General features: G+C 71.2%; 18 protein-coding genes. 9 read left to right on the forward strand and 9 right to left on the reverse strand.

Translation table 11 applies throughout. The features are described from left to right. Positions 1–10 precede the first annotated feature (10 nt). Positions 11–433: a hypothetical protein gene (locus ACM9LD_RS01345; protein WP_415675009.1), complete on the reverse strand. Its 423-nt coding sequence runs from the start codon at positions 431–433 to the stop codon at positions 11–13. A 2-nt stretch (positions 434–435) separates the two neighbouring features. Beyond that, positions 436–1,230, reverse strand: coding sequence for a sulfurtransferase (locus ACM9LD_RS01350; RefSeq protein WP_415675010.1), 795 nt, complete (start codon positions 1,228–1,230; stop codon positions 436–438). Positions 1,231–1,244: 14 nt separating this feature from the next. Between ACM9LD_RS01350 and nudC the strand changes: the two genes are divergently transcribed. Both nudC and ACM9LD_RS01360 read left to right on the forward strand, forming a co-directional pair. Next, positions 1,245–2,147 (forward strand): NAD(+) diphosphatase, encoded by a 903-nt coding sequence (gene nudC, locus ACM9LD_RS01355; RefSeq protein WP_415675011.1) that lies wholly within the window; start codon positions 1,245–1,247, stop codon positions 2,145–2,147. A gap of 66 nt (positions 2,148–2,213) precedes the next feature. Continuing rightward, positions 2,214–2,771, forward strand: a complete 558-nt coding sequence (locus tag ACM9LD_RS01360; RefSeq protein WP_415675012.1) for a hypothetical protein — start codon at positions 2,214–2,216, stop codon at positions 2,769–2,771. Between the two features lie 73 nt (positions 2,772–2,844). Here ACM9LD_RS01360 and ACM9LD_RS01365 read toward each other — a convergent pair whose 3' ends face one another. Then, the gene (locus ACM9LD_RS01365; RefSeq protein ID WP_068522052.1) at positions 2,845–3,084 is read right to left on the reverse strand and encodes a mycoredoxin; all 240 of its coding nucleotides are present in this window, start codon (positions 3,082–3,084) and stop codon (positions 2,845–2,847) included. A 77-nt stretch (positions 3,085–3,161) separates the two neighbouring features. Between ACM9LD_RS01365 and ACM9LD_RS01370 the strand changes: the two genes are divergently transcribed. The 5 genes from ACM9LD_RS01370 to ACM9LD_RS01390 all read left to right on the forward strand — a co-directional run bounded on the left by ACM9LD_RS01370 (position 3,162) and on the right by ACM9LD_RS01390 (position 9,620). Further along, entirely contained in the window at positions 3,162–5,252 is a 2,091-nt protein-coding gene (locus ACM9LD_RS01370; RefSeq protein ID WP_415675013.1) for an ATP-dependent DNA helicase UvrD2, read from the forward strand. A gap of 144 nt (positions 5,253–5,396) precedes the next feature. Then, positions 5,397–5,600, forward strand: coding sequence for a hypothetical protein (locus tag ACM9LD_RS01375; RefSeq protein ID WP_415675014.1), 204 nt, complete (start codon positions 5,397–5,399; stop codon positions 5,598–5,600). A gap of 215 nt (positions 5,601–5,815) precedes the next feature. Then, a complete protein-coding gene (locus tag ACM9LD_RS01380; protein ID WP_415675015.1) occupies positions 5,816–6,112 on the forward strand; it encodes a WhiB family transcriptional regulator in 297 nt (98 codons plus the stop codon). A gap of 212 nt (positions 6,113–6,324) precedes the next feature. After that, on the forward strand, positions 6,325–7,533 hold the full coding sequence (locus ACM9LD_RS01385) for an acyl-CoA dehydrogenase family protein (RefSeq protein ID WP_415675016.1): 1,209 nt from the start codon (positions 6,325–6,327) through the stop codon (positions 7,531–7,533). Between the two features lie 107 nt (positions 7,534–7,640). Then, positions 7,641–9,620: an acyl CoA:acetate/3-ketoacid CoA transferase gene (locus tag ACM9LD_RS01390; protein ID WP_415675017.1), complete on the forward strand. Its 1,980-nt coding sequence runs from the start codon at positions 7,641–7,643 to the stop codon at positions 9,618–9,620. A gap of 4 nt (positions 9,621–9,624) precedes the next feature. Here the strand turns inward: ACM9LD_RS01390 and ACM9LD_RS01395 are convergent, their stop codons facing one another. The 5 genes from ACM9LD_RS01395 to ACM9LD_RS01415 all read right to left on the reverse strand — a co-directional run bounded on the left by ACM9LD_RS01395 (position 9,625) and on the right by ACM9LD_RS01415 (position 14,377). Then, a complete protein-coding gene (locus ACM9LD_RS01395) occupies positions 9,625–9,981 on the reverse strand; it encodes a VOC family protein (RefSeq protein WP_415675018.1) in 357 nt (118 codons plus the stop codon). A gap of 10 nt (positions 9,982–9,991) precedes the next feature. Beyond that, complete coding sequence (locus ACM9LD_RS01400) at positions 9,992–11,308, reverse strand: ABC1 kinase family protein (RefSeq protein WP_415675019.1); 1,317 nt, start codon at positions 11,306–11,308, stop codon at positions 9,992–9,994. A gap of 14 nt (positions 11,309–11,322) precedes the next feature. Continuing rightward, positions 11,323–12,168: a hypothetical protein gene (locus tag ACM9LD_RS01405; protein ID WP_415675020.1), complete on the reverse strand. Its 846-nt coding sequence runs from the start codon at positions 12,166–12,168 to the stop codon at positions 11,323–11,325. A 76-nt stretch (positions 12,169–12,244) separates the two neighbouring features. After that, on the reverse strand, positions 12,245–12,970 hold the full coding sequence (locus ACM9LD_RS01410) for a ferritin-like domain-containing protein (RefSeq protein ID WP_415675021.1): 726 nt from the start codon (positions 12,968–12,970) through the stop codon (positions 12,245–12,247). 48 nt (positions 12,971–13,018) lie between these two features. Further along, the gene (locus ACM9LD_RS01415) at positions 13,019–14,377 is read right to left on the reverse strand and encodes a zinc-dependent metalloprotease (RefSeq protein ID WP_415675022.1); all 1,359 of its coding nucleotides are present in this window, start codon (positions 14,375–14,377) and stop codon (positions 13,019–13,021) included. Positions 14,378–14,473: 96 nt separating this feature from the next. Between ACM9LD_RS01415 and ACM9LD_RS01420 the strand changes: the two genes are divergently transcribed. Continuing rightward, complete coding sequence (locus ACM9LD_RS01420) at positions 14,474–15,517, forward strand: YlbL family protein (RefSeq protein WP_415675023.1); 1,044 nt, start codon at positions 14,474–14,476, stop codon at positions 15,515–15,517. 24 nt (positions 15,518–15,541) lie between these two features. Here ACM9LD_RS01420 and ACM9LD_RS01425 read toward each other — a convergent pair whose 3' ends face one another. Next, on the reverse strand, positions 15,542–16,138 hold the full coding sequence (locus ACM9LD_RS01425) for a PPA1309 family protein (RefSeq protein WP_415675024.1): 597 nt from the start codon (positions 16,136–16,138) through the stop codon (positions 15,542–15,544). 89 nt (positions 16,139–16,227) lie between these two features. Here ACM9LD_RS01425 and ACM9LD_RS01430 point away from each other — a divergent pair, with 89 nt between their 5' ends. Further along, positions 16,228–19,188, forward strand: a complete 2,961-nt coding sequence (locus tag ACM9LD_RS01430) for a UPF0182 family membrane protein (RefSeq protein ID WP_415675025.1) — start codon at positions 16,228–16,230, stop codon at positions 19,186–19,188. The last annotated feature ends 101 nt before the right edge of the window (positions 19,189–19,289 follow it).

Here is a 19,289-nt window from a genome sequence, read left to right on the forward strand (position 1 = left end):
TCGCGGCGGTTCAGGTGGTGAAGAGCTGCAGGACGCCGGTGACGGTGCCCGTCGCCGTCGTGGAGTCGATCGTCAGGTCGCGGACCAGCGAACCGAAGGTCGGCGTCTGGACGCGGTCCTGAACCCAGTAGCCCGTCGACCCCACGGTGCCGCGTTCGTCACTGCGGTCCATGCCCATGCGCTGCACGAGAGTAGCGACGCTCGCGGGCGCGGCCTCGATGGAGAACCGGGAGCCCATGTCGAGACCGCAATCCGAACTCAGCTGGACGAGTCGCACCCCCATCTGCTCGGCGTCGGCCGGAACCCGCGCTTCCGACAGCAGCTTCGGCCCGTCGTCGGTGAGACAGTGGCGCTGGACCACAGGCTCGCCGCCGGGCCACGAACACCCTCCGACGAGGACCGCGACGGTCGCCAGGGCGAGACGGGCACGCACGATCAGTCGCCGGTCGCGGCGGGCCGGTCGGTGGCGGCGTACTGCGACCACGAGCCGGGGTAGAGGCGGCCGCCGGGGAAGCCCGCGTGCTCCGAGGTGAGCAGGTCGTGGCACGCCGTGACGCCGGAGCCGCAGTAGGCGATGAAGTCCGCGCCGGGCCGCAGGCCGGCCTCCTCGAACCTCGCTCGGAGGGTCGCGCGGGGGAGCAGCGCACCGTCGGACACGTTCTCCCGGCACGGCACGCTGACCGCGCCGGGGATGTGGCCCGCCCGCGGGTCGACGGTCTCGTTCTCGCCGCGGAACCGGTCCGCGGGGCGCGCGTCGATCACGGGGACGGCGCCAGCGGCGGCCTCGTCGATGGTGGCCAGGCGGTCCGCGGGCCACGGTCGCGGCGTGAAGCGCGCGGGCGCGGGCTCGACGGTGCCGGTGTCGTCGAAGGGGCCGAGCGGGCCGTCGAGCAGCGCGGCGGATTCGCCGAGCGCCCGCAGCAGCCACACGAGGCGCGCGGCCATGACGCCGCCCGCGTCGTCGTAGGCGACCACCGTCGCGCCGTCGCCGATGCCCGCCGCGGAGAGTCCCGCGGCGAAGGCCTCCGGGGTGGGCAACGGGTGCCGGCCCTCGGCGGACGACGGGGGAGCGGCGAGGTAGCCGTCGAGGTCGACGAACACCGCGCCCGGCAGGTGGCCGGCGTCGTAGGCCTCGCGAGTGGAGCGCCCGTCGAGGTAGCAGCGGGTGTCGGCCAGGATCACGCCGGGGTTGGCCCGCACCCACGAGGCGTCCACGAACGGTTCGATCATGCCGTCAGCCTACGATGATGAGCGTGGCGAAGCTCAGTCTGACCGTGCCCCCGCTCCTCTCCCGCTATCACGTCGACCGCGCCGACGAACTGCGCGCCGACGAGACCGCGCTCGACGCGGCGTGGGCGACCGCGAAGGTGCTGCGCCTCGACCCGCGCGGGCGCTTCGACCTCGACGGCACCGAGCTCGTCTTCGCCCGTGGGCACGAGGTCGCGCCGTCGCGCCCGGCCGACGCGGTGCTGCTCGGCCGGGTCGACGGGGCGGTCGTCTTCGCGCTGCGCGTCGACGTCTTCGACGGCGCCGACCTGCGCATGCGCGGGCACCTGCTCTCCGCGGTGGACTCCGCGCTGCTCGCGCAGGCCCTCGGCATCCTCAATTGGCACGCCACCGCCGGCTTCTCGCCCGTCGACGGTGCGCCGACGCTCCCCGGGAAGGCCGGCTGGGTGCGCACCACCGCCGACGGTCGCGAGGAGTTCCCCCGCACCGACGGCGCCATGATCACCCTCGTGCACGACGGCGGCGATCACGTCCTGCTCGGCCGCCAGCACCAGTGGCCGGAGCGGCTGTTCTCGCTGTTCGCGGGATTCGTCGAGCCGGGCGAATCGCTGGAGCAGTGCGTCGCGCGGGAGCTGCACGAGGAGGCGGGGATCGAGGTCGACGAGATCACCTACGTCGCGAGCCAGCCCTGGCCCTTCCCGCGCTCGCTGATGCTCGGCTTCACCGCCCGCGCCTCCCGCGACGCAGCGCTCGACTTCCGCGATGGCGAGATCGCCGAGGCGCGGTGGTTCAGCCGCCGGGAGGTGCGCGACGCGCTGGCCGCCGGCGACTGGAGCACCGACGCCCCCGACGCCCCGCTGCTCCTGCCCAACTCCATCTCGATCGCGCGCGCGATCACGGAGGCCTGGGCGGCGCAGTAGGTCTCCACCCGGATCTCCACCCGCGGGCCGAGGCGCTCCGACGGCCTCACTCGTAGCGTCCTTCTCATGAGCTACGTACGCGGATTCCTTCCCTGGATCGTCCTGGCGATCGCCTCGTCGGCCGTCGGCTGGCAGTGGGGCGCTGTGGCCGCGCTTGCGGTCGCCGTCGCGCTGCTGGTGCAGGACCGGCGCGCAGGGCGGGCGGCGGGCGCGCTCGAGCTCGGTGGCGTCGTCTACTTCGTCGCACTCGCGGCGCTCGCGTTCGTGGTGCCGCACTCGCCGCTCGAGGCCTACGACGGTGCGCTCTCGTCGGCGTGGCTCGCCGTGATCGCGGGGATCGGGCTCGGGACGGGCCGTCCGTTCACGCTGGCGATCGCCCGGCGGTCCGTCGACGAGGCGACCGCGGGCCACCCGATGTTCCTGCACGTCAACATGGTCATCACCGCGGCGTGGGCGGGATCCTTCGCCGCGACCGCCTTGCTGGGCGCGGCGTGCGTCGCGCTGAGCGAGCCGGAGCCGGTGCGGATCGCGGTCCAGGCGCTGGGCTTCGCGCTGCCGGCGCTGTTCACCCGGGCGTACGTCGCGCGGGTCGGCGAGCGGCGGGCCGTGCTTGCGGCGGCGTGAGCGCGGAACGAGAAAGTCCGGTCATTCGTCTCAACGATCGTTGAGACGAATGACCGGACTTTCGTCGGGAGGATCAGACGCCGAGCTTGCGCTTGACGTCGGCGAGGGACGGGTTGGTCGCGGTGGAACCGTCCTCGTACTTCACGGTGGGCACCGTCTGATTCCCGCCGTTGACGCCCTCCACGAACTGGGCGGCCGCGGGATCCTCCTCGATGTTGATCTCGGTCCACTCGATCCCGTTGGCCTTGAGGCCCGTCTTGAGGCGGTTGCAGTAACCGCACCACGTGGTGGTGTACATCGTCAGCTGGCTCATGCCATGACTCAACCACGCCGCGCCCGCACTTCTTCCCCGGCCCCGACCTGTCGGACCCGACTGGAATACTCGACGGTGTGATCGAAGCACTGGACCCGGAACAGCAGGAGGCGGTTCTCGCGCCGCGCGGACCGGTGTGCGTGCTGGCGGGCGCGGGCACGGGCAAGACCCGCACCATCACGCAACGCATCGCGCACCAGGTGTCCACGGGGCACGTCGCCGCAGGTCAGGTGCTCGCCGTGACGTTCACCTCGCGGGCCGCGGGGGAGATGCGGGCCCGGCTGCGCAGCCTGGGCATCGGCGGGGGCGACGGGCAGCCGGGCGTGCAGGCCGTCACCTTCCACGCGGCCGCGATGCGGCAGCTGCGGTACTTCTGGCCCCGCGCCATCGGCGACACCCGCTGGGAGCTGCTGGACAACAAGTTCCCGGTGATCGGCCGCGCCGCCCGCGACTGCGACCTGCGGCCCGAGACCGACACCATCCGTGACCTGCTCAGCGAGATCGACTGGGCGAAGGCCTCCCTCGTCACCCCCGAGACCTACGCGAAGGCCGTTGAGGACGCGGGCCGCACGGCTCCCATGGCGCCGGGCACCGTCGCGGACGTCTACGCCGCCTACGAGCGGCGCAAGACCGATCAGGACGGTAACAGGCTCCTCGACTTCGACGACCTGATCCTGGTCACGGCGGCGATCCTCGAGGACAACCACGTGGTCGCCGAGGAGTTCCGCGACCGCTATCGCAGCTTCGTCGTCGACGAGTACCAGGACGTCACGCCGCTGCAGCAGCAGCTGCTCAACGCCTGGCTCGGCGAGCGCGACGACCTCACCGTGGTGGGAGACGCGAACCAGACCATCTACTCCTTCACCGGCGCCACCCCGAACTACCTGCTCGACTTCACCCGCCGCTTCGAGGACGCCACCATCGTCCGGCTGCAGCGCGACTACCGCTCCACGCCGCAGGTCGTGGCGCTCGCCAACAAGGTGATCGGCGCGGCGCAGGGCCGCGTCGCCGGCACCCGCCTCGAACTGATCGGCCAGCGCCCCGAGGGGCCCGCCCCCATCTACGCCGAGGTCGACGACGAGCCCGCCGAGGCGAAGCTCGTCGCCAAGCGCATCAAGGAGCTGCTCGCCCGCGGCGTCCCCGCCAGCGAGATCGCCATCCTCTACCGCATCAACGCCCAGTCGGCCGTCCACGAGGCCGCGCTCACCGAGGCCGGCATCCCGTACCAGGTGCGTGGTGGCAGCGCCTTCTTCGAGCGGCCCGAGATCGGCCAGGCCGTGCGGGCGCTCATGGAGCGCGCGGGTCAGTTCGGCGGCGTCGCGGGCGCGGAACTGCTCGCCCTGGTGAAGGGCGCGCTGGAGCCGCTGGGCCTCACCCCGGAGGCGCCCGACGGTGCCCGCGCCCTCGAGCGTTGGCAGGCGCTCGGCGCGCTGGTCGAGCTGACGGCCGATCTCGCGAAGGAGCGGCCGGGCCTCACGCTCGCCGAGCTCATCGGCGAGCTCCGCGCCCGCGCCGAGGCCAAGCACCCGCCCACGATGCAGGGCGTCACCCTCTCGTCGCTGCACGCGGCGAAGGGCCTGGAGTGGGACGCGGTCTTCCTCGTCGGACTCACCGAGGGCTCGGTGCCGATCTCGCAGGCCATCGCCAAGGGGGATCCCGAGCCGATCGAGGAGGAGCGCCGCCTGCTCTACGTGGGCGTAACCCGCGCCCGGGAGCACCTGCACCTCTCCTGGGCGCTCGCCCGCAACGAGGGCGGGCGCAGGACGCGCAAGCGCACCCGCTTCCTCGACGTGGTCGCCGGGCAGGCCGACGCGGGCCGGCCGCGCGTCGATGCGGGGCCGTCGAAGGGCAAGCGCCGCAGCTCCGACGTCTGCCGCGTGTGCGGCGGCATTCTCGACACCCGCGAGGAGAAGCTGCGCTCGCGCTGCGAGGACTGCCCGTCGGACCTCAACGACGCGCTCGTGGAGGCGCTGAAGCTCTGGCGCACCGGCCAGGCCCGCGATCAGCAGGTCCCGCCGTACACGATCTTCTCCAACGCCACCCTGTTCGCGATCGCCGAGCACCAGCCGCGCACCCGTGCCCAGCTGGTGCGGATCAACGGCATCGGGTCGACGAAGATCGACAAGTACGGCGACGAGGTGCTCGCGCTCGTCTCCGAGCACGCCTGAATTCCGTGAAAGTGCAGGTCAAAAATAACTTGTGCGGATAGTTTCGTCCGCATACTGTGGAACACGACCGCACGGGATGACGCGCGAGGTACTGCCTCGCTCGCCGGAACGTGATTGACCAGCGCGCGAAAGGAGGCAAACGAAATGAACAACGCAATCATCAACGCAAGCAAGCAGTTCACCGCAGCAGAGGGTGGAGTGTTCGCTGCAGTAGCGGTTCGTATCGAGGCCTCCCACGCCCTGCCCGGCATGTCGCCACGTCTCTGGCGACTGCGCCAGGAGCAGGCGACGTACGCCGTCGATCACGAACCGCTCACGCGCCCCGTGTGTCTTTCGCGACGAGGTTAGGTCCTTAGACCCACCTCTTCACATTCACCACGGGCCCCGCAGCAGCGCGGAACCCGTGGATTCGCGGTCTCTCGTCACCCCCGCACCGTCGGGGATCGAGGACCGCCACACGGTTCGCGCACCCACTTGGAAGAACATCCCGTGCGCCTGACCGGGCGCCGCTACCGAGGCCACCTGAACCGCAGGTGGAATGGTGACCAGAAGTGCCGACCATCATGGACGAACGACCAATCGTCCGCACCATCGATTCCATCAGTATCACCCGGACGACCAGTATCGAGAGCCGCGTGCCCTGCCGGGCCGGGGATCCCGACCTCTGGTTCGCCGAGGCCCCGTCGGACCTCGAGCGGGCCAAGACCCTCTGTGAGACCTGCCCCCTCCAGCGCGCCTGCCTGGCCGCCGCCCTCGAGCGCGGCGAACCCTGGGGCGTGTGGGGCGGCCAGATCTTCGAGCAGGGCGTCGTGATCGCGCGCAAGCGCCCGCGCGGCCGGCCGCGGAAGAATGCGGCCTGAGCGCAATGAGCCCCGATCCGAGAGGATCGGGGCTCATTCGTTTCCGGGGTCCGCGGCGACAACGCCCGGCGGCGATCGGGGGCGTCCCGACCACCGCGCTGTGATCGGTGACCCGAAAGCCGTTTCGGCGTTGTCCGCGAAAACATTGCGACCGCACAGTGATGCGGCGCACAGTTGATCCACGCCGATTCGACTGAGAGTTAGGACGCCCGATGACGGACCAGACCACCGAGGCCCTCGTGGACGGCATCGCCCGTTCCCGCGACACCGACTACCTCGACATGGAGGCGCTGCTCTCCGACGAGGAGAAGGACCTGCTGGTCAAGGTCCGCAAGTTCGGCGACAAGGAGCTCCTCCCCATCGTCAACGACTACTGGGAGCGCGGCGAATTCCCCTTCGAGATCCTGCCGAAGCTGCGCGAGCTGAAGATCGTCGGCGACACCATGACCGGCTACGGCATCACGCCGATGACAGCGGTCGGGCAGGGCCTGGTCTCATACGAGCTGGGGCGCATCGATGGCAGCATCGCGACGTTCCTCGGCGTGCACGTGGGCCTGGCCATGCAGTCGATCTACATCCTGGGCTCCGAGGAACAGCGGCAACGGTGGCTGCCGGCGATGGCGAACCTCGACACGATCGGCGCCTTCGCGCTCACCGAGCCCGACCACGGCTCCGACTCCGTCGCGTTGGAGGCCACTGCGACCCGCGACGGGAGCGACTGGATCCTCAACGGCCTCAAACGCTGGCCCGGCAACGCGACCTGGTGCGACGTCATCGTCGTCTTCGCCCGTGACACCGGCGACGGCAAGGTCAAGGCCTTCGTCGTGGAGAAGGACGATCCCGGGTACAGCGCCACCAAGATCGGCGGCAAGGTCTCGCTGCGGATGGTGCAGAACGCCGACATCGTGCTCGACGACGTGCGGGTCGCCGACGACCGCCGCCTGGTGAACTGCAACGGCTTCCCCGATGTCTCCAAGGTCCTCATGGGCACCCGCAACGCGGTCGCCTGGTCGTCGACGGGGCACGCGGTGGCGGCCTACGAGATCGCGCTGACGTACGCGCAGCGTCGCACCCAGTTCGGTAAGCCGATCGCGGCCACGCAGAGCGTGCAGAGCAAGCTCGTCGAGATGCTCGCCGACGTCACGTCGATGCAGCTCTACTGCATCCGGCTCGGCCGCCTGCTCGACGAGGGCGCGGTCACCGACACCATGGCCGCGCTCGCCAAGTACTACTGCAGCGTCAAGGCCCGGCACGTGTGCCGGATGGCGCGCGATGTGCTGGGCGGCAACGGGATCACCCTCGACTTCCACGTGATGCGGCACCTCTGCGACATGGAGGCGCTGGTCACCTACGAGGGCACCGCCGAGATCCAGTCGCTGCTCGTGGGGCGCGAGGTCACGGGGAAGAGCGCCTTCGTCTGACCGCTGTCGCGGAATCCCGCGAACGCCACCTCGCCGCGTGATACACATCACAGTGCGATCGCATACTGCGATCGCAGCCCCGCGGGGCGAGTGAGAGGCGGCATGCGATGTCCATCGATCCGGTCCTGATGCCCACGGCCACATCACCGATCCGCGACAAGGTGGTCACGGCGAAGGAGGCGGTGCGTCTCGTCCGCGACGGCGACCACCTGGTGCTCGAGGGCTTCGCCGGGCAGGGCTTCGCGGAGGAGCTCGTGCTGGCCCTCGAGGAGCGCTTCCTCGCGACCGGCTCGCCGAAGGACCTGTCGCTGGTGTTCACCGTGGCGCAGGGCGACCGGGGCGAGCGCGGCACCGTCCACCTGTGCCACGACGGGATGATCAAGCGCGCGATGGGCGGCCACTACGGCATGGCTCCCGCGCTGCAGAAGCTCGCGTTGTCGGGCGAGATCGAGGCCTACAACCTGCCGCAGGGCGTGATCGCGCAGCTGCTGCGCGACACCGGTGCCGGCAAACCGGGGCTGATCACCCACGTCGGGCTGGGGACCTTCGCCGACCCCCGGCTCGGCGGCGGCAAGGTCAACGACGCGACCACCGAGGACCGCGTCCGGCTGATGGAGATCGACGGCCGCGAGTACCTCTTCTACAAGGCCTTCGACCGGCTCGACGTCGCCTTCCTCCGCGGCACCACCGCGGACCCCAGCGGCAACGTCACCATGGAGAAGGAGGCGCTCACGCTCGAGGCGCTCGAGACGGCGATCGCCGTGCACAACAAGGGCGGCCTCGTGATCGTGCAGGTCGAGCGGATCGCCGAGCGCGGATCGCTGAACCCGCGGGACGTGAAGATCCCGGGTGCCCTCGTCGACTGCGTGGTCGTCGCGACCAGCCCCGCGCGCCACACCCAGTCGTGGGGCTCGCAGTACAACCCGGCGATGAGCGGCGAGATCCGCCAGCCGATGAGCTGGATCGATCCGATGCCGCTCGACCCGCGCAAGGTCATCGCGCGCCGCGCCGCGCTGGAGCTCCGCCCGAACTCCGTGGTCAACCTCGGCATCGGTGTCCCCGAGGGCGTCGCCGCCGTGGCCGCGGAGGAGGGCGTCCTCGAGTACCTCACGCTAACCGCGGAGCCGGGCGTGATCGGCGGCATGCCTGCGGGTGGAACGGATTTCGGCTCCGCCATCAATGCCGACGCGATCCTCGCCCAGCCGTCCCAGTTCGACTTCTACGACGGTGGTGGGCTCGACGCCGCGTTCCTCGGCATGGCGCAGGCCGACGGTGCCGGCAACGTCAACGTCAGCCGGTTCGGGCCTCGCCTCGCGGGCGCGGGCGGCTTCATCAACATCAGCCAGAACGCCAAGGCGGTCTACTTCCTGGGCACCTTCCTCGCGCCGGCGCGGACCGAGGTCTCCGACGGTGCCATCGTCACCTCGGACGGTCCGGCCGCGCCCAAGTTCGTCGCGGCCGTCGACCAGCGCACCTTCTCCGGCGAGTACGCCCACGCGTCGGGTCAGCCGGTCATGTACATCACCGAGCGGTGCGTCTTCCGGCTCTCCGAGCGCGGCATGGAGCTCATCGAGATCGCGCCCGGCGTCGACCTGCAGCGCGACGTGCTGGATCTGCTGGGCTTCAAGCCGATCATGGACGGCCCGCCCGCGCTCATGGATCCACGGATCTTCCGCGACGACCCCATGGGGCTGCGGGACGACCTGCTGTCGGTGCCCCTTGAAGCGCGGTTCAGTTACGACGAGAAGCGGAACCTGTTCTTCATGAACTTCGAGGGCGTCGCGGTGCGCACCGAAGAGGAGGTGGAGCGCGCCGGGGTGGAGATCGAGCGGCGGCTCGCGGAGATCGGACGGCCCGTCAACGTGGTGATCAACTACGACAACTTCGTGCTCGGCCCCGACCTCGTCGACGAGTACGCCACCCGCGTCCGCCGGATGAGCAAGTACTACGAGTCGGTGACCCGCTACACGACGTCGGCGTTCCTGCGGCTCAAGTTGGCCGATCACCTCGCCGACCGCGGCCTCGCGCCCCACCTGTACGAGAGCCGGACGGAGGCCGTCGCCGCGTCGAAGGAGGACCTCGACTGATCGCTTACGCGGGCGGCGATGCCTGCGACAGGCAGACGAGGTGCCCGTCGGGGTCTCGCACGACGGCCATCCGCTCGCCCCACGGCCGCTCCTCGGGCGGGTCCACCACCGCGCCGCCGCGCGCGGACCAGGTCGCCACGGTGCCGTCCAGGTCGGCGACGGCGAAGCCGAGGGCGACGGCGGTGTCGCTGGGCGTCGCCGGGCGTTCGTGCAGCATGATCTCGACGCCGTCGGCGGTGGCGAGCCACGCCAGCTCGCCGGCGGCGGCGGTGCGCCGCAGGCCGACGAGGCCCTCGTAGAAGGCCAGCGCGGCGTCCAGCTCGGACACGGAGACGACGAGGCGGGAGATCGATGCGGTCATGCGTCCGACGTTATTCGTCGCCGTCGAGCAGCGGCACCCAATGCTCCACGATGGCGCGGTACGGTGCCTCGGCCTCCATCTGCGAGCAGATGCCCACCATGCCCAGTAGGACGCGGAACAGCATCACGTATTCCGGCGGCAGCGCGAGCTTGCGGCCCGTCTGGAACTGCTCGCTGCGTACGTCGGTCGCGGTGTACGCGGCCTTCATCAGCCATTTGCGGGTGAAATGGAAGCTCTCGGACCGCAGCGGATCGACGTAGGGCGCCAGGTAGCCACGGATGTCCTCGGGCGTGATCTCCAGCCGCGGCGGGATGAAGCCCTGGCTCCGCAGCAGCGGGAACAAGGCGTCGTAGTCCTCGTCGCGGGCGAGCCGCAGGATCTTGCCCACGGCCGGCGGGATGCCCCCGGGGTACTCGGCGACGGCACCGAAGTCGAGGGCGACGAGCCGCCCGTCGGGCGCGATCATGAAGTTCCCGGGGTGCGGGTCGCCGTGCAGCAGGCCCGTGCGGGCGGGCGCACTGACCTCGAACTCGGTGAGCTTCAGTGCGGCGTCGTTCCGCTCCGCCTGGGTGCCGTTCGCGATGACGTCGCGGAGCGGCCGGCCGGTGACCCACTCGCTGATGATCACGGTGGGGGCGCTGGCGAAGACCTTCGGCACCTGGACGTTCGGGTCACCGTCGAAGGCCTTGGCGAACTTGCGCTGGTTGGTGGCCTCGTACCGGTAGTCGAGCTCGGCCTCGGTGCGGTCCGTGAGCTCCTGCACGAGCGACTTCACGTCGGCGCCCGGCGTGAGCGGCTTGAGCACGGAGCTGAGTCGGCCCAGGGCCTTGAGGTCGGCGCGCAGGGCCTCGTCGGCGCCCGGGTACTGGACTTTGACCGCCACCTCCCGGCCGTCGGACCACACGCCGCGGTGCACCTGGCCGATGGACGCGGACGCCGCCGCCTCGTCATCGAAGGAGCTGAACCGGTCCCGCCAGCCCGTGCCCAGCTGCTGGTCGAGCACCCTGTGCACGGTCGCCGCGGGCATGGGCGGGGCCTCGTTCTGCAGCTTCGCGAGCGCGTCACGGTAGGGGGCCGCGTACTCCGGCGGCACAGCGGCCTCCATCACGCTCATGGCCTGGCCGAGCTTCATCGCGCCGCCCTTGAGCTGCCCCAGGACCTCGAAGAGCTGCTCCGCGGCCTTGGCCTGCAGCTCCGCGTTCACCTCGTCCTTATCGGCGCCGGCGAGCCGCTTGCCCCAGCCCACCGCCGTGCGGCTGGCCATACCCAGCGGCAGCCCCGCCAGCTTGGCCGTGCGCTTCGCACTGCCACGAGTGATCTCGGACATCTGGCCCCCTGGAGTCAGCCTGCCGCCTCGGACGCGGCTGCGGGGACCCCGCATCCGCACCCGGGGTGCATGAACCATCGTCGGACGGCGATCGCGCTGCCCTCGACCTCCAACGTACAGCCGAGGGCGTCCGGCGGGTCCGCCGAGTCCCACCGCCCGGCGGCGACGGACGCCACCTGCTGCGCGGCCACCGCGGCGGTCATCCGCAGGATCTGGGCCGAGGCCCGCCCCGCGCGGCCGAACAGCTGGCAGGCGAGCGTGGGCCACCCGGGATCGGCGTCGGCCCGGGCGCGGTCCAGGCAGCGCAGGCACGGGCCCGCGCCGGGCAGCACCAGCGGCCCGACGATCCCGGCGCCGTCGCGCAGGACCACCGGCAGGTGCGGCACCCGTTCCCGCATCAGCCGCGCCACCAGCACGGGATCGGGGGAGAGGGCGTCTGCGAGCACGACGAGGTCGACGCCGCGGCCGGCCGGCGTCCAGCTCCGCGCGGTCCCGGCGGTCACCCGGACCTCGTCGAGGGCGGCGAGCTCGCCGAGCACGGTGTCGGAGACCGGGCCCCGCCCGTGCAGGTGGACCTGCAGGGGCGCGTGCGGCGGTTCCGCCTCCAGCAGCCCGTGGCCGCGGAGCGCGTCCAGCAGCTCGGTGACGTCGGACGGGGTCATGCCCAGGTCGGCGGCGCGGCGCTCCAGCTCGCGCGCGGTGCGGAAGGACTGCAGCCAGCGCAGCAGCCCCGCCGTCGCGTCCGGCGCCAGCCACGGCGGCGGTTGCAGCACGGGCGCGCCGGTCGCCGAGGCGCCCAACTGGACCAGCGTGGGCGGCCGGACGACGACGGTGAGGTACGGGTTCAGACGGTGCCGCATGGCTCCAGTCGAGCACGCCGGCGCTCCGTGAACCGTCCGGAATCAGCGGCTATCCACAGGCGGATACCGGTGTTGATCAGGGGCGATGGGGCGCGGCGGAGATCTCTCGCGCGGTCACCGGTGGCGCGGCGACGAAGACCTCGCGCCGGAACCGGCCGAACAGCGCGGCGCTCTCCCGCAGCAGTGCCCGCCGCGAGCCGCCGACCGCCGCCAACGCGCGACCGTGGTCTGCGGCGACCACGATCGACACCGCGCAGGCGAAGCCCTGCCAGAGGGCCCCGATCGCGCGCCGCCGAGCGGGTGGGGTGGCCGCGAAGCCCTCGCTGAGGCGGTCCCGCTGGAATCGAATGTGGTATTGCTCGTCGTCGAGGATGCGGCGGCTGACCTCGGCGAGGAGCGGATCGGGCGACTGCGCGAGCGCCCCGTAGTAACTGACCGCGATGAGTTCCGCGACGGTCAACACGAGCAGCTCGCAGCGCAGGCCGAGGGCGCGACGGGCGCGTACGAAAACCGCGTCCGACCAGTGCCCGTCGAGCAGTTCGCCGCCGCCCGCGCGGATCAGCTCCGCGAGGAGTCGTGCGTGCTCGTTCTCCTCGGCGACGAACAGTCGGACCGCCGCGGCGTAGGCCGGGTCGCCCGCGGCGTCGGCGTGCGCGGCCAGCGTCGCGCCGTCGCCACTCTCACCGACCTGGAAGCGCTGCAGGCTCGCGATCACCGACGGGGGCAACTCCGCGCCGAGGGACCACGCCGGGTCCGGTCCGCGTCGTCGTGCCCGTTCTTCGAAGTGTTCGACCCATTCCATCCCTCCTTCATAGCCCAGTAAAGCTGAGATGAAGGTGAGTGGATTCGGTCAGTTCCCGTCGGATTCGCCGCCGGACTCGCGTCCCAGCCGCTCGATCGCGGCGATCGGGTCGTCGAGGTCCGACGGGTCGGCGCCGGACGCGTCGCCGAGCATGCGGTCGATGAAGGCCGCGGGCGCGTCCAGGTCGGCGGCGTCGGGGATCAGGTCGGGGTGGGCCCAGATGCCGTCGCGCTCCTCCATCGAGGTGGCGTTCAGGATCCGCTCCCACAGGTCGGCCGCCTCGCGCACCTTGCGGGGGCGCAGCTCCAGGCCGACGAGCGTGGCGAAGGTCTGCTCGGCCGGGCCGCCCGACGCGCGCCGGCGGCGCATCGTTTCGCGCAGCGCGGCGGCGCTGGGCAGCCGGTCGGCGATCGCGGCGTGCACGACGTCCTCGACCCAGCCCTCGATGAGCGCCAGCAGCGTCTCGAGGCGCTCGAGCGCGGCGGTCTGCTCCGGCGTGGCCTGGGGCTGCAGCGCGGCGCCCTGCGCGGCCATCAGTTCCTCGAGCTTCGACGGGTCCTGCAGCGCGGTCGGGTCGAGGTTGCGGGAGAGCTCCTCGATGCCCGACATGTCGATGGTGATGCCGCGGGCGTACTGCTCGACGGTGTCGAGGACCCGCGCGCGCAGCCACGGCACGTGCGAGAACAGGCGTTGATGTGCGGCTTCGCGGGCGGCGAGGAACACCAGGATCTCCTGGTCCTTGATGTCCAGGTCCTTGCTGAAGGCCTCGATCGCCTCGGGCAGTAGGGCGGCGGTGTCCTCGGGGCCGAGCGGCAGGCCGATGTCGGTGCTGGTGAGCACCTCCTTCGACAGCGAACCGAGCGCCTGCCCGAGCTGCGTGCCGAACGACATCGAGCCGATCTGGCTGAACATCCCCATCATCGGCGCGGCCATCTCGCGCGCCTCCTCGGGCATGCTCTGCATCCACGAGCCGGAGATCTTCTCCGCGACAGGGTTCACCAGCCGCTTCCACGTGGGCAGGGTCTTCTCCTGCCAGTCGACGGGGGTCCACGCAGCCGTCTTCTGCGGGCCGGCCGGGAGCACCGTGGCACCGTCGAGCCAGAGCTGCGCGAGGTGCATCGCCTCCTCGACGGCCTTGCGCTGCGACTCGGAGACGGGCTCGTGCTTGCCGAGGGTCTGGCGCGCGAGCTGCGCCGCGAGCGTGTAGTTGACGGGCTCGCCGGAGCCGGCACCGGGACCGGTCATGCCCGAACCCATGCCGGAGATCATCTGGCCGAGTTGGCTCAGCATGTCGCCCAGCTGCGACATGTCGAAGGGCTGACCGGCGCCGAAGGGCTGGTCCCGTCGGCCTTTGCCGTCGTCACCGCCGTCGTCGCCGGAGGAGAATCCGAAGGGCAGGTCATTCATGACTCCACGGTACTGCCCCGGCCCGTCCCGGGCCGCCCCGTGCGTCACGCTCTGCGCGAACATCTCGCGCGAACGGCGGCGGCTACGCTGTGGCCCGTGACGGAACGCAGGATCACGACAGCTCTCGCCGCCCTGGTGCCGCTCCTGGTGCTCGTGTTGCTGGGGATGTTCGTGACGGTGCCGTACGTCGCCGTCGGCCCGGGGGACACCGCCGACACGCTCACCACGTACGCCGAGCGCGACGCCGACGGCAAGGTCGTCGACCGCAGGGTCATCACCATCGACGGCCTGCCCGTGCATCAGCCCGCCGGTCAGCTGCGCTTCACCACCATCGCCGTGACCGACGGCCTCAACCTCTACGGCGCGCTCGCCAAGTGGGCGAGCGGAGCGCAGATCGCGCCCCGCGACGCCTACTACCCGCCCGGCGCCACCCGCGAGCAGATCGAGGCGGGCAACCGCGAGCAGTTCACCGGCTCCGAATCCTCCGCGACCGTCGCGGCGCTGCGGTACCTGAAGATCCCGACGGCCGTCGGCGTCGTCGGCCTCAGCGAGGGCGGACCGTCGCAGGGCAAGCTGCGCGAGGGCGACGTCGTCGAGGCGGTCGACGGTGCGCCCGTCGCCGCCCCCGATCAGGTCGCGAAGGGCCTCGAGGGCAAGAAGAAGGGCGACGTCGTCACCGTCACCGTCCGGCGTGCCGACGGTGCCGCGCAGGTGCCCGTCACGCTCGCCGAGTCCGAGGGCAAGCCGCGCCTGGGCATCGTCGTGGGGCAGGTCCCTTCGGACCCGAAGATCCGCATCGGCTTCGGCGTGCAACAGGTCGGCGGGCCGTCGGCGGGGCTGATGCTCTCGCTCGGCATCGTCGACCTGGTCGAACCGGGCGACCTCACGGGCGGGAAGAACGTCGCCGGGACCGGCGAGATCGCCTCGGACGGCAAGGTCGGGCCCATCGGCGGCATCGAGCACAAGCTCCAGGGCGCCAAGCGCGACGGTGCCTCGGTCTTCCTCGTGCCCGCCGCCAACTGCGACGCCGCGAAGTCCTCGCCGCCCGCGGACCTGCAGCTGGTGAAGGTCGAGACGCTCGACGGCGCGATCCAGGCCCTCGCGGACGTCCGCGAGGGGCGCCCCGCACCGTCCTGCTGAGCGCCCGCCCGCGGCGGAGCGGGGTCAGTCCTCGTCGAAGGTGGCGAGCAGTCCCTGGATCAGGCCGGGCGCGAGCTGGTCGGCGCGCAGCAGGTCGGAGTCCGCGAAGGGATCGTCGTCGTCGGGCTGCAGCATGAGCAGGGTGATCCGATGGCCGTCGCGCAGCACCGCCGCGACCATCCGCGCCGTGCGCCGGCCCGGGTGGCTCTCGGCGGCGGCGCGGCCGGCCCGGTCGGCGGCGTCCACATCGGCCAGATGGGGCTCGAGCGCACCGTCGAGATCCGCCTCCGCGGTCGGCGGCAGCACGATGATCTCCTGCACCAGCGCGCACCCGACGACCTCGTCGGGCCAGGTGGTGGTGGCGAGCACGTGGTTGAGCTCGGTGCTGCCACCCCGCGGGTCGCCGGGCAGCGGCTCCTGCTCGATCACGGTGAGCGAGGCACCGTCGTCGAGGATGTCCGCCCACTCGGGCTGGCTGGTGGCGAGCAAGGAGGTCGGGACGAGTCCGAACAGCTGGGGCGGCTGGCCCCAGCCCTGCGGTTCCACGAACTCGATGGCCTCGCGGGCCGCGCGGCCCAGGGCCGCCTCGTCGAATACCTGCTCCGGCTCGTCGTAGGTCACGCGCCTATGATCGCATCCCGTGGCGCGCGCGGTACCACGTCGGTGAGCACACGCGGATCCCATCTCGGGCAATCCGTACAGTGGTTGTCGTGACGACACCTCGTGCCGCGGGCATTCCCACGCTGTCCCGCCGGGCAAAGATCCTCATCGCGCTCGCCGTGGTTCTCCTGGCGCTGCTTCTCATCGGCCCGCGGGTGGTGGACGTGATCACCGCCTTCCTCTGGTACGGCTCACTGGGCCATGCCGGCGTGCTGCGGACGGTGCTGCTCTCGCGCCTCGGCCTGTTCGTGGTGACGGGCGTGGTGCTGGCGCTGTTCACGTTCGCCGGGATGTGGTTGGCGTACCGCGTGCGGCCCGCCTTCCTGCCCTCGCCGACGGACGATCCGGTGGTGCGCTACCGCGCCGTGGTGACGAGCAAGCTGAAGACCTTCGCGATCGTGCCCTCCCTGCTGATCGGGCTCATCGCCGGCATCTTCGGACAGTCGGCGTGGCAGCAGGTGCTGCTCTTCTTCAACCGCCAGCCCTTCGGCGACACCGACGCCGAGTTCGGCATGGACATCGGCTTCTACGCCTTCACGCTGCCGTTCATCGAGTTCGTCCTCGGCTTCCTGTTCGCCGGCCTGATCGTCATGTTCCTGGCGAACCTCGTGGCGCACTACGTCTTCGGCGGCATCCGCCTGGCGGGCCGCGAGGGCTCGCTGTCGCGCGGCGCGCGCATCCAGCTGGCCGCGATCGCCGGCGTCTTCCTGCTGACCAAGGCCGTCGCCTACTGGTTCGACCGGTACGCGCTGGTCTACTCGAACCGGTCGCCGATGTTCACCGGCGCGAACTACACCGACATCCACGCGATGCTCCCGGCGAAGGCGATCCTCACGGGCATCGCCATCATCTGCGCCGCCGCCTTCTTCTTCGGCATCGTGCTCCGGGACCTGCGGGTCCCCGCGATCGCGACCGTGCTCATGCTGTTCTCCTCGCTGGTGGTCGGCGTCGGCTGGCCCACCGCGGTGCAGACCTTCTCCGTCGGCCCCAACGCGGAGAAGGAGCTGCCCTACATCGCGCGGAACATCGCGGCGACACAGGAGGCCTACGGCCTCGCGGGCGCCAAGTACGAGAAATCCGATCCCAAGGCCTCACCCGAGGCCCTGCAGACGCTCACCGCCAAGGACGCCCCGTCGCTGCAGAACGTGCGCCTGCTCGACCCGAACGTCGTCTCGCAGGCCTTCTCCAACTTCGGCGGCCTCAAGGACTACTACCGGCTCTCGGGCAAGCTCTCGGTGGACCGCTACGACGTGGGCGGCAACCAGACCAACGTGCTGCTCGCGCCGATCGAGCTGGACCCCAGCAAGACCCCGTCGGACTGGACCTCGCGGCACATGGTCTACACCCACGGCAACGGCCTGATCACCGCGCCGGCCGGCCAGGTCGACCAGGTGGTCAGCGAGAGCGGCCGCGACGCCGTGAACAACAACAATGCGGGCGGCCAGCCCGTGTTCACGCGCAACGGCGTCGCCGGCAGCAAGGCCGTCACGCAGCCGCGGATCTACTACGGCGAGATCATCGGCTCCGACCCCGGCTTCTACTCGGTCGTCGGCAGCACGGGCGACCCGCGCGAGCTCGACAGCGACACCGAGCGGTCGCGCTACGAGGGCGACGGCGGCGTCGGGATCGGCAACTGGTTCACCCGCCTCGCCTACGCGATCAAGTTCACCGAGCGGAACATCCTGCTCAACGGGAACATCGGCCCGGACTCGAAGATCATCTACCAGCGCGACCCGCGCGACCGGGTCAAGCAGCTCGCCCCGTTCCTCACGGTGGACACCAAGACCTACCCGATGGTCGACTCGCGCACGGGCCGGATCCTGTGGGTCGTCGACGGCTACACAACGCTGCCGAAGTACCCGTACGCACAGCAGACCTCGCTCTCGGACGCCACGGGCTCGCGCCAGCAGAACACCCCGGGCCAGCAGGCGCAGCGTCGCCAGGTGGACGAGAAGGTGGGCTACATCCGGAATTCGGTGAAGGCCACCGTCGACGCCTACGACGGCTCGGTGCACCTCTACCAGGTCGACGAGAACGATCCCGTCCTCAACGCCTGGAAGAACGTCTTCCCCGGCGTGGTCGAGCCGAAGAGCGCGGTGCCCGCGGAGGTCGCGCAGCACTTCCGCTACCCGCAGGATCTCTTCGAGGTCCAGCGCTTCCTGCTGCAGAAGTACCACACGTCGGACCCCGACACCTTCCGTCGGCAGAACGACGTCTGGCAGGCCGCTGCGGCGCCGAACGAGACGCCCGACAAGGACGGCCTGCAGTCGCCGTACTACTCCGTGGGGGCGGCACCCGGCGGCGGGCCGGCGCAGTTCCAGCTGTCGTCGATCCTGCAGGCGAAGGACCAGCCGTACCTCGCGGGGCTCGTCTCCGTCTCCTCGGAGGGTGAGGACGCGGGCCGGCTGCTGGTGCGCGACATGCGCGAGCTGCCCGGGCGGCGGACGCCCGGCCCCATGCAGGCGGCCGACCTGATCAAGGGCGCACCGCCGGTCGTGGCCGACAACGCCAACATCCAGGCGCTCAACCCGCGCTTCGGCAACCTGCAGGCGATCCCGCTGGCGAACGGCGGCCTGACCTACGTGTGGCCGATGTACGCGCAGTCGACGGGGGAGCGGGCCGCGCCGAAGCTGATCAAGGTGCTGAGCCTCAACCCGGTCACGGGCGGCGCGGGCTACCGCACGACGGTCGCGGCCTCGCTCACCGACGCCGGCTACAAGGGGGTCGACGCCGCCCTCGCGACGGCCGCGACCGGCGTTTCCGGTCCTACCCAGGGCCAGACGGTGCCCGGCGGGCAGGACCCGGCGCAGCCGCCCACGCAGGCGACGGGGCCCGGCGCCGACACCCCCGAGGTGCAGGCCGCGGTGAAGGCCGTCTCCGACGCCTGGAGCTCGGTGCTCTCGGCGCAGCGCTCCGGCGACCAGGTCGCCGTCGGCCAGTCCATGAAGCAGCTCGGTGACGCGATCACCAAGCTGCAGGCGGCCGAGGCGAAGGCGCGGGGCGGCAACTGATCTCAGCTCTCCGGCCGGGGCGGCGACGCCCGGCCCGGCCGGAGAGACGAGCGTCACGTTCAACTGATTTGCACATCGTGAGCGCATTCCAGTAACGTGGT

The organism is Tsukamurella hominis (genome assembly GCF_965137015.1).
Classification (GTDB): Bacteria; Actinomycetota; Actinomycetes; order Mycobacteriales; family Mycobacteriaceae; genus Tsukamurella; species Tsukamurella hominis.